Origin of the sequence: Thioalkalivibrio sp. ALMg13-2, from assembly GCF_000381185.1 — a bacterium.
Classification (GTDB): domain Bacteria; phylum Pseudomonadota; class Gammaproteobacteria; order Ectothiorhodospirales; family Ectothiorhodospiraceae; genus Thioalkalivibrio; species Thioalkalivibrio versutus.
The window spans coordinates 1-9,951 of sequence record NZ_KB906138.1 but is presented as its reverse complement, the minus strand read 5'-3'; the positions used below and the strand labels follow the sequence as shown (position 1 = coordinate 9,951).

12 protein-coding genes and 1 pseudogene are annotated in these 9,951 nt (G+C 66.5%); all 13 read right to left on the bottom strand.

Translation table 11 applies throughout. From position 1 onward, the window contains the following. Positions 1 to 599 (bottom strand): annotated as a pseudogene (locus F618_RS0113995) (integrating conjugative element protein); the annotation flags it as partial. A gap of 10 nt (positions 600 to 609) precedes the next feature. Further along, positions 610 to 1,632 (bottom strand): TIGR03756 family integrating conjugative element protein, encoded by a 1,023-nt coding sequence (locus tag F618_RS0113990; RefSeq protein WP_019568932.1) that lies wholly within the window; start codon positions 1,630 to 1,632, stop codon positions 610 to 612. Between the two features lie 11 nt (positions 1,633 to 1,643). Then, entirely contained in the window at positions 1,644 to 2,039 is a 396-nt protein-coding gene (locus tag F618_RS0113985; RefSeq protein WP_019568931.1) for a TIGR03757 family integrating conjugative element protein, read from the bottom strand. Then, positions 2,036 to 2,461 (bottom strand): hypothetical protein, encoded by a 426-nt coding sequence (locus F618_RS0113980; RefSeq protein WP_019568930.1) that lies wholly within the window; start codon positions 2,459 to 2,461, stop codon positions 2,036 to 2,038. Before F618_RS0113980 ends, F618_RS0113985 begins: the two co-directional genes overlap by 4 nt. Beyond that, positions 2,458 to 5,199 carry a conjugative transfer ATPase gene (locus tag F618_RS0113975; protein WP_019568929.1) on the bottom strand — a complete coding sequence of 914 codons (2,742 nt, stop codon included), beginning with the start codon at positions 5,197 to 5,199 and terminating at the stop codon, positions 2,458 to 2,460. Before F618_RS0113975 ends, F618_RS0113980 begins: the two co-directional genes overlap by 4 nt. Further along, positions 5,199 to 5,618 (bottom strand): TIGR03751 family conjugal transfer lipoprotein, encoded by a 420-nt coding sequence (locus F618_RS0113970; protein ID WP_155996743.1) that lies wholly within the window; start codon positions 5,616 to 5,618, stop codon positions 5,199 to 5,201. The genes F618_RS0113975 and F618_RS0113970 overlap by 1 nt, the downstream gene beginning before the upstream one ends. Continuing rightward, positions 5,575 to 6,978, bottom strand: a complete 1,404-nt coding sequence (locus F618_RS0113965; RefSeq protein WP_019568928.1) for a TIGR03752 family integrating conjugative element protein — start codon at positions 6,976 to 6,978, stop codon at positions 5,575 to 5,577. The genes F618_RS0113970 and F618_RS0113965 overlap by 44 nt, the downstream gene beginning before the upstream one ends. Beyond that, on the bottom strand, positions 6,963 to 7,745 hold the full coding sequence (locus tag F618_RS0113960; RefSeq protein WP_019568927.1) for a TIGR03749 family integrating conjugative element protein: 783 nt from the start codon (positions 7,743 to 7,745) through the stop codon (positions 6,963 to 6,965). The genes F618_RS0113965 and F618_RS0113960 overlap by 16 nt, the downstream gene beginning before the upstream one ends. Then, positions 7,745 to 8,371, bottom strand: a complete 627-nt coding sequence (locus F618_RS0113955) for a PFL_4703 family integrating conjugative element protein (RefSeq protein WP_018948388.1) — start codon at positions 8,369 to 8,371, stop codon at positions 7,745 to 7,747. Before F618_RS0113955 ends, F618_RS0113960 begins: the two co-directional genes overlap by 1 nt. Beyond that, entirely contained in the window at positions 8,368 to 8,700 is a 333-nt protein-coding gene (locus tag F618_RS0113950) for a TIGR03750 family conjugal transfer protein (protein ID WP_017926573.1), read from the bottom strand. Before F618_RS0113950 ends, F618_RS0113955 begins: the two co-directional genes overlap by 4 nt. A gap of 33 nt (positions 8,701 to 8,733) precedes the next feature. Further along, entirely contained in the window at positions 8,734 to 9,105 is a 372-nt protein-coding gene (locus F618_RS0113945) for a TIGR03745 family integrating conjugative element membrane protein (protein WP_017926574.1), read from the bottom strand. A 12-nt stretch (positions 9,106 to 9,117) separates the two neighbouring features. Then, the gene (locus F618_RS0113940; RefSeq protein ID WP_018168718.1) at positions 9,118 to 9,351 is read right to left on the bottom strand and encodes a DUF3262 family protein; all 234 of its coding nucleotides are present in this window, start codon (positions 9,349 to 9,351) and stop codon (positions 9,118 to 9,120) included. Further along, positions 9,348 to 9,650, bottom strand: a complete 303-nt coding sequence (locus tag F618_RS0113935; RefSeq protein ID WP_038033978.1) for an RAQPRD family integrative conjugative element protein — start codon at positions 9,648 to 9,650, stop codon at positions 9,348 to 9,350. The genes F618_RS0113940 and F618_RS0113935 overlap by 4 nt, the downstream gene beginning before the upstream one ends. Between the last annotated feature and the right edge of the window lie 301 nt (positions 9,651 to 9,951).

Below are 9,951 nucleotides of genomic sequence, written 5' to 3'. Positions count from 1 at the left end.
CCCCGCCGACCTCCGATCCATTCGGCCCCGTCGTTCCCGGCGTTCTGATCAATGTCCTCCTGGACCTGCACGATGTCGCCCCCGGAGCCCATGGCCGCGCGCCAGTCATCGCCCTTCGAGAGCGTGACCCACTCCTGATAGGGGTTGCGGCCGTCGGCGATGGCGGCCTCCATTTCCTCGCAGCTCTGCGTTGCGAGCGACAGCTCTTCCTCGGCCCGCAGCAGGTTGTTCTGGAACAGGTCGTACAGCCCGGGGTTGGACCTCTGGAGGACCATGGCTGGCAGGGAGGCGATTGCATTCGTGGCGGCCTGGACCATCTGATCGACCATGTCTTCCATGCCCTGAGCGACTTCGTTCAGGGTGTTCTCGATGCTCAGCAGGGGATCGAAGCTGCCACAGCTATACCCCGCGCTGGCCTCCGCTCCGAAGGCCAGCCGGGTCGTGGTAACCGTGGGATTCGGGGCATTGGAAATGGGTTCCGCGCCGCCCACCTCGTAGTACCAGATCCCGTCTTCGGACGGAACGAGGGCATGGCCGGCGGTAGGTCCCCAAAGCGCCGCGCAGGCTGTAGCAGCGATCAGTGTTTTCCGCATCCGCATGATCCGTCTCCTAGAACGTGACAGAGCCGAGGTAGACCTGGCCCCCGATTTCGCAGCAGTTGTAGGGACGCCATAGGGTCCACACGTAGTTGCCCTTGAGGTTGGTCTTGTCACTGGACCAGCCCTCCTTGTCCTCGGTGTCATCCTCCCCGAACACCTCGCAGGCGTTGGTGTCCGTGGGCATGTGCATCTGGAACGTGCCGGTCTCTTCGTCCCGCTCCACCAGTTCGGGGGGAAGCCACACGCGGTAACCGTCCTCATGCACCACGTCGTCGCCCGGGAGCTGCTCGTAGACATGCCCCGACTGGTCTTCCCGAGTGGTAATGTCGCCCGCCCGCTGCGCGACGATCGCGGCCGCCTTGGCATCCTCCGGCTGGGAGACATAACCCGACCGGGGGTACACCGCACCCCAGGTGTAGTCGTCCCACTCTCCGATCTCCCGTTCACCCTCCTGGAGGGATTCGAGGTAGAACATTTCGGGCACCGCGTAGCGCCAGGCGAGTACGCTGGTCGCGGACTGGTAGTAGGGGTGGAAGGCTTCGGCCGTGGCCGCGCCCGGACAAATGTACGGGACGTCGATGTACTCCAGGATCTCCATGAAGGGGTGTCCGACAACATCCGCTTCCTTGAATCGAAGCTGACGGGCATCGCGGGAATGGCGCCCCTCCAGCGTGTTTCCGCCTCCGACAAAGGCATCGAACGACAGGATCGATTCGGCGGCGGATTCCTGTGCGGACCCCAGCGCTCCCCGGATTTCCGCCCACGGGTTTTCGCCGGTGTTCTGGTAGGCCGAAATGACGGCGTCCGGGACGTAGTGCCGGATCCGTTCGGTGGTGACCACGCTGCACCCGGTAATGGTGCAGCGCAGCCACAGACAGACCCCGATGATCTCCCAATTCAGGCAGGACGAGAGGGCGCTGCTCGTCTGTGAAGTGATCTCGGAGGTACTAATGGTGTCCGGATCCTCGGCCTTCGCGGGGCTGCCCACCAACAGGCAGAGCGCGGCCACGATTCCGGCGCCGATGCGGCGCATGGACCCCCGGATCATTGCCGCCACCGTTCATACTCGCGCAGGCCGCGCGCGAGATCCGTTGTGCCATACACCACGGCCTGGCCGTCGAAGACGATGGCCGGTACTTGTTCAATGTTCAGGCGATAGGCGCGCAGCAGCGGATCGTAGGCGGCTTCGAGATCCCGATGTGCCCGGGCGTCCAGGCGCTCCTGGGCGATCACGGCCGCGGCCTCGGGATCGGCTGGAAGCCCCTGACTCAGGGCCTCCGTTGCCCGGTCCACGGCGTCCACATGATGGATCTCCACCGGGATCCCCCGGCGGTCGGCCGGCGTGGTGGACACGGTCGTACCGGTGGTCACGAAGACCTCGATCTGCCCCGGGTCGGCACCGGCGGGGCTGATCCCCATCAGGAGTAGAACGGCAATCATTTGTCGCATGAGCGGCCTCCTGCGCTGGATGTCGAGGGAAGGTGAAGCTGTGCCCGGAAGCGGCGCTGAGGCTCGTTCAGCATGCGCTCGCACACACGGCCTTCTGCCTCAGCCAGGCGGATCGCCAGATCCCGCAGCGGGCCCGCGAGCACCTCGCCCTGCTCGAACTCGCGGGCCAGTGTCGCAGGGGTGCGCCCGTGCACGGTCAGCTGCATCAGAACGACGTCGCGCTGGGCATCGGTGAGCCAGCCGCCCTTGTGGATCAGCTGTCCCTCGCCCTGCAGAGGGAGGGTGTGGATCTCCAGTCGTTCCGGGCCGCCCTTGTTCTCGGGCATCAGGAACAGGCCTTTGCGCCCCCCGGCGACCAGCAGCCATTCGGTCCAGGCAAAGTCGCCGGCCCAAAGGGTGTGTTGATTGATCACGATGCGTCCCCTCCGATCCGGCGCGCGACTTCTTCGGCCGCTTCGACTTCCGAGCACCCCAGCTCGTCCATGATCTTGCGACGCTCCGATTTCTCGTGCTTCTCGGTCATCGCCAGGGCCAGGGCGATCGGGGGTGGAACGTTGCGGAACAGCGTTTCGACCTGGTCGGCCAGGACCACGCCCTCGACATACTTGCCGGGTTCCTTGCGGGCTCCGAGCAGCAGGCTCTTCTGTTCGTTGGTGAGGTCCTTGAAGCGGGCGATCTGCTCGATCTCCTCCTTCGGCATCACCAGGCACATCCACCACTCCATCATGTTGAGCATCTTCCGGGACGCATCCGGGAAGTCCTCCAGGTTCTGCGTGGCGATCCAGAACCAGGCCCCGAGCTTTCGCCACATCTTCGTGATCTTGACGACGTAGGGCGCGAGGAGGGGGTTGGTGGTGATCATGTGGCCCTCGTCGGTGAGCACGAGGGTCGGGCGTTCGGAGTGCTGCTGTTGTTCGACCAGGTCGTTGATATGGTTCATCAGGCCCACGTAGGCGACCGTGAGCTGATCCTCGTAGCCCTCGCGCGCCATGATTCCCATATCGACGATCGTGACGTCGGCCTCCGGCCAACGCTCGCCGGCTCGGTTGAAGATCTTGCCGGCGAACCCGTGACAGAACACCTCCATGGACTGCGCCATTTCGCTGACGCGCTTGCGGCGTTCGGGGGAATCTTCTTCCTTCGCGACCTCGTGCAACCCGGCGACCACGTCTTCGGTCAGGACCTGTTCGCGCCCCGCCGCGCGGACGTTCTTGGCGGCACGGAGGATGCCGTTGGCAATGGCCGTGTTGTCCGGGCGGCGCATGTGCGCCTCCTCGCGCGGATCACCCCCGGTGATCATGATCTTCGCCGCGATCTGCATTTCGCCGAGCAGGTCGCGCCCCTCCTCGATGTCGTCCTCGTCGTCCTCGTCGGAGGCCTCTTCCTCGATCTTCTTGTCCACCAGGGGGTCGTCCAGGAGCTGGGTCGCCGCCGCGAACGGCGGCAGGCTGACCCGCTCCTTGGGGTTCAGGGAGACCTGATTGACCGAGACGCCCCGGTGGTCCAGGTACTGTCCCAGCAGACCGAACGAGTTGCCCGCCTCGATGATGAAGATCCGGGGCCGGTAGACCGCCACCATCTGCAGGATCAGATAGGTGAGCAGGGCGGATTTGCCGGCCCCGGTGGGGCCGAGGATCAACGCGTGGGCGTTCTTCTTCCGGTCCGAGGGATGCAGCGGATCGAACATCAGCGGCTCGGCGCCCCGGTTGTAGAACAGAAACCCGGCGTGGTCCGTCCCCTTCGTGCGCCCGTAGAGCGGTAGCAGGGCGGCAAGGTGGTCGGCGTACACGTAGCGGCTCCGGCGCGTTACGCGCTCCAGGGCCGGGTCATAGGCCATCGGGAGCGCTCGCAGATAGGTGTCCAGCGGGAGCAGCTCGGCCTCTCGGGCGATGATCTGGAGGCCGTTCGCCACCAGACGCGAGGCCAGCTCGTTGCGCCGGCGCACCAGCTGCGTGTCGTTCTCCGCGCGGATATAGAAAGCGATTTGGGTGGGGTAGAGCTTGTTGCCGCGCGCGAGTTCTTCCTGCGCCGTCTCCACCTCCTCCAGTGCCAGCCGCGATTCGATGTTGTCCCCACGGGACGCGGCGTGGATTTGCCCGATGTGATTGGAGACCTGGTCCTGCGGCTGGATGGTGATGGTGACCGAGAGGATCGTGCCTTCGGGGGCGCGATCAAACAGCGCATAGATGTTCTCGCCGGCCTGGCGTTCCGCCGTGAAATGCCCCGTCTTGGGCGCCTGACGCAGGCTCTGGACGTTCAGGACCGCATGGGGCATCCCGTCGAAGCGCCAGACCCCGGCCTCGGCATCCGACACCGGCATCGAATAGGTGAACAGTTCGGCCAGGTCGCGACCGAACGGGAGATCCTCGTCACCCGGGTAAGGGGCGACGTTCAGCAGCTTCTCCGGGTCGCCATCGGCCACCTCGGGACGCGGGTTGAACCACGGGACGAGCCACTCATACAGATCCTGCGCCTTGCAGCGCTTCACGCCGACCCCGACGGCTTCCAGGGAGGTCGCCCATTGGGCGGCGACCTGGTTGAGGGTCTCCTCGGGTGACAGGTCGCCCGAGATCGAGCGGCGGTACAGGCAGGCGCGCACGCGACGTTTCTGCCCGCGCCACGCGCCCCCGGTGACCTGCTGATCGACGAAGAGACCGCCCTCCTGCGAGATCCGGTGCAGATGGTCGTCCACCTCCGCGAGGTAGGCGTCCCGAAACGGATTGTCCTCGGACCGCTCGCGGGCGTAGGCCCGGATATGGTCGGTGACCCCGCCCAGGGCGGGGTCGTCCTGCACGAAGACCTGTAGCACCCACGGCGAACCGTCCACCTCGGGGACCGAGTCGGTCAGCGCACCCTGGATCTGTTGGCGCAGGTCCTCCATGTATTCGGGCGTGCGCGCTTCGGAGCTGGCCGGGGTCAGCTCGAACAGGGCGCCAACGCTGTTTTGGTCCTCCAGGAGGAACACCTGAGTCGCCGGGTCGTAGTCCGTCCACGGGAGCAGGTCCGTGAACGAGTTGGGCCGGCGGTAGAGATCCTTGACCTCGGCCTGTGTCACCGGCCGCGACCCGCCCAGGTTCGGGTCGGGCCCCTGGTTCTCGTCTTCCTCCCTCGCCGAACGGCCGGGGAGGAGCGAGGTGAGCATCTTCAGCATCATCGGGCTCCCGCCTCTCCGGGGAGTGCATAGTGGTGGCGGTCATACATCGGGAACGACGTCGAATACCCGGGCACGGGCACCTCGTCGCGACCGGCCAGGTGCGGGTACACGAACATCACCAGGGTCGGATTGGGGACCCGACTGAAACGGGTTTCGATTTCGTCGTGAGCGGACCGGGTGTAGCCCGCGAGATCCGCCGTGCCGTCCTGGACGTCTCGGCCGATCGGCTGTTGCAGCGCCTGACGCGCGGCATCGACATCGGTGCGCCCCATGGACTCGAAGTGTCCTTCATACACCTCGTTCATCGTGGGGCCGTCCTTCGGGATCACCTTGTCCGCCGAAGTGGAGGCGCAGCCGGCGGTCAGGACCGCACTAATCAAGAGTGCGATGGGTAGAGCGGCGCTCGAACGCTTCATGGGAGACCCTTCTGCCTTCAAGTTCATAATCGATCCTCAGTTCCCGGTCGAGGTGGATGGCGACCGTTTCGCCGGCGGGGGCGAAGACCGCGTCGAAGTGACTTTCCTGGCGTTCCCGCAGCCACTGGGCGAGTTCGCGAGCGGCGCCGGATGCCGCGCGGCCGGCGATGAACTCCCCGGTGTCGCCGGTGACGATGTTCTGCGTGAATCCCTCCTGCCCGACGATCTGCGTGGTCTGAGCGGCGGCGGCTGCGTCGGCGGCGGCCTGCGCCGTGACGATGCCGGTGGACTGCGCCAGATAGGCCGCTGCATTGGAAATGCGATCACCCGCAATGCAGGGCACGCCCCGCTCGTTGGAGATCCAGCCGAGGGCGTCGCCGGAATCTCCGTCGGGGTCCGGCAGGGTGCGAACGGTGCCGTCCTGGAAGACAAAGGTGACCGACTCCAGCGACCCACGGACGCAGGACAGCGTCCAGTCGCCAATGGCGGTGCCGGAGAAAATCATGCCTTCGATGTTGGGGATCTCGATGTCGTTGGCGGCCAGGTTGCGTTCGCCCACGATCACCTTGAATGGCACCGGGTCCTCCACCGTCCCGCCGTGCGGTACGCGACCGATCAGGGCCGTCATGGCGGTCGAGCCCATCAGGGTCGAGTTGCGCGGCACCGTGTACCGGGGATCTTCCTCCGGCGTATCCGTGCCGGTGGCGCGCGCCGCCGTGTCGCGGGCGTGCTCCACGCCGGCGGCGCCGCGATCCCGGATGGTGCCGGCCACCGACCGGCTGCGATCGAGGAGGCCGCCCCCTTCTTCTTCGGGGTCATAGCCCACGGGATTCGTCCAGCGCAGGGTGTCGGCGGACTCGGGTTCGGCCGTGCGCGTGCGGTCCTGAATGACCGGGGCCTCGTCTTCCCGGATGCCTAGACCGATCGGAATGTCGCTCCCGGGCACCAGGTCGGGATCTTCGTCGCGCTGCTCCAGCTGCTGCCCCATGTCCTGTACGCGGGAACTGAGCTGGTCCATGCGCCCGAGGAGTCCCTCCAGGTGGCTCTGGCGCTCGGGGTCCGGCTCCTGCCGTGCTTCCTCGGCCAGCTGCTCGCGCATCCGCTGGTTGTCTTCGCGCAGTTCGCGCAGCTGTCGGCGCGTCTCGCGCTGCTCGGCCGTCAGGGTGCGGATGGTGTCGGTGGCCGTGTCCGCGTCCGGTTGCGCCGCCGCCTGCCGCTGGTCCAACGAGTCCGGTGCCTCGGACGCCGGCTCGGTGCCGCATGAGCGCAGCATCACCACGATCATCAATGCCCCGACGGCCAGGCCGATGATCGGCAGGAGTCGATTGCCCTTGGTGGAAACCATCAGCGCACCCCCCAAAAGCTCTCGTCAAAGGGGCGGTCCGACACGACATACACGGCGGTCGTGTCGGCTTCGTGGCCGGCCGGGTGCAGCCGCGCATGCTGAAAGGTGGCCGTCAGCCAGTCGCCCCGCAGGTCGCGGGGGTCGAGCGTGACCGCGGATTCCGTAGCGTTGCGCAGCTTGACGGCGGTGACATACCAGCGCCCGCCACGCCAGGCCGCGAGCGGTTCGGCGGTGACGGCCGCGCCCCGGACCAGCCGGACCGGTTCCCGGTTCAGCGAAACCTGGCGCACGCCGGGCATCTGCGGGGCGAGCCGGCTGGGGCCATACAGGGATTGGGACGCGAATCGCGTCAGCGCCACGTAGTCCAGGTTCTGGTGGTCGGGTTCGGCGTCGGGGACGTCCGTCGCGCGGTCCCGGCGGCTCCCCGGTCGATGAATGACGACCTCATTGGCGCGCGCCCCGTCTTCGGCCGAAAGGTCGAGCATGAACGTCGCCCCGGACTCGACGTCGGCAATGACGGCGCGGGTGGGGCCGAACGAGGATTGCGCCTTGAGGTACACGATCCCGTCGTTCGAGAACACGCGGACCTGCTCATCGATGTGGGGTGGAAGCCCCACGCGGACGTGCCCTGCAGGGAAGCGAATCAGCCGCTCCTGCCCCACGGGCAGGGTGACCTGGACGGGCGTGCCGTCCCACGTAATGCGGTCGGGGCTGTCGTCGGCGGTGGCCGACACCGGGCCCGCGAGGGCCGCGATAAGGGCAATGGCGAGGATCGGGCGCATTACTGCTCCTCCTCCGGGTCGATGCGATAGGGATCTTGGGCGAAGCCCGCGAGGGCGAGCCCCCAGGGGTTCGATTCAGGGTCGATGTCGTAGGCGACCACCCGCAGGGGGTAGCGGATGAAGACCTGCTTGACGCGTTCGCCGTCGATGCGCTCCTCGACCTCCACGTCCAGCCATACCGTCCACGTCCCGTCCCCCGTGGCCTGCACGCGGTCCGGGGTGTAGCGCAGGCCGTCGATCTCCCGGATGAACCGGCTGCGATCCCGCAGTTCACCGCGCCGCTCGCGTTGTTCGCGGTCGGCTTCGAGGGTTTGCTGAAACCGTGGCGTCAGGAACGCCTGCAGCGACCACAGGTTGTCCGGGTAGTCCGCGCGCCCGTCCTCGGGCCAGCGATGGAGCTGCTGCCAGATATAGAACGCGAAGGTGTACACCGACGCGGGATGCACCTCTCCGGCTTCCAGAACCCCGCCGGTGCGAAGCTCCGGGGGGATGTGCACCGTCAGGCGGTCGGGGGCCTGCTGCCATCCAAACCAGAGGCCGAGGGCCACGAGCGCCATGACGCCAATGACGCCCCGGAGGGTGTTGATGTGCGATCGGGCGCTGTCGAGTTCCTTGCGGTATCTCACGAACGTCTCCCCAGGTCCCAGGTGCCGCTGCGTAGCGTCACCGGGACCTTGCGCAGGCCGCTCCGGTGAAGGGCGAGCATGGCGCGTTGTTGGTAGTAGCCGGTGGGGCGGCCCCGCTTGATCTTCTGGAAGATCGTGGCGGTGATGAATACGGTCCCCAGCACGGCGACCGCCGCGAATCCGACGCCCATCATCGGAGCGCCGACCACGAAACCGAGCAGGATCCCGACGGGTAGCCAGCCGATCACGGCGAGCACGAGAATGGCGAGCAGCTCACTGGAGGAGCAGCCGCGAAAGATGGGCGGCTCCTCGTTGAGCCGCTCGGCCATTCGGTTTTCGAGTCCGGGTGTCGCCACGCGGCATTACTCCATGATCGAAATGGCCTGATTGACGAAGAAACTCAGGACGAGGAGCACCACGGCACCCACCACGCCAAGCAGACCCACCTCGCCCCATTCGGCCTTGCCTTGGCGGGCCTCATTGAATTTGGTCAGCGCGGTCCAGGACACCCACAGGAAGGAGGCGACGGCGATCAGCGTGCCGAGGACGATCGCCCCCTCGAAGATGTAGCCGCGCATGAGGTCGATCCAGTTGCCGTCCTCGAACCCTCCGTCGGGCTCGGGTGCCGTCGGCAGGTTCTGCGCCCAAGCGGGCGTGGAGTGGAGGGCGACCACGACTCCAGTCATGAGGATGTGGCGGGCGCGGGCCCATTGGCGTTTGCAGGTATTGAGCATCGGAAAGTCCTCCTATGGACGGATGAAGTAACCCACGAGCATCACCACGACGGCGGCCCGTACAGAGACCCAAAGCAGGTCGAACATGGGTGTCTCGCGATCGCTCCAGGCGCGGAATTGGCCCATCACGACCCACATGAGCCAGATCAGATAGGTGACCGCGACAATGGCCGCGATCGCGAGCCCCAGGTCGGCGCCACTCGCGCCGGCCCACTGCTCGAACTGACTGGAGGCATCGCCGCTCACCGGCGGTAATCACCACTGAGGGGCTCGACCCGGCGCGGTTGGGCGCGCGGTGCCCGGAGGTGCTCCTCGATGCCGGCCTGAACCCGATCCAGGTCGTGGCGCAGCCAGTCGTACTGGAAGCGGATCCGTGCGTCGGGGTCGGCATGGGCTTCGGCCTGATCAACCAGTGCGTGCAGGGCCTGAATCTCGTGAGCGAGTCGGCTCAGGCTCTCGCGTTCCGCATCGCGGTCGGCCAGGGCCGCCGGTGTGAGGGTGATCATCACCACGCCCGTAGCGAGCGCGACAAGGGTCCTGTGCATGGCGTGTGACTCCGAGGCGTTAGCGTGAGCCACAGTCTTCTGATTCCCGGCCGTGGCGACTACGAAAAATCCTCAAACCGATCGCGAGGGTTTTTCGGACGCCAGGGTTGAGCCCCTGCGCCGTGCTATTCGAGCCTTCGGAAAGGGCGGGTTTGGCGAGGGTGAAACGTGGGTGGGCCGAGCAGACTGCATCGCAAGCTCGAGCGGGAGTGCGGCGTCGAACGTCGGTGGTAAGGGGTTTGGCGTCCGGCCGTCCGGGGGTTGAGAAACGCTATGCGCTCGTGACACTCGCAGCGGCGGG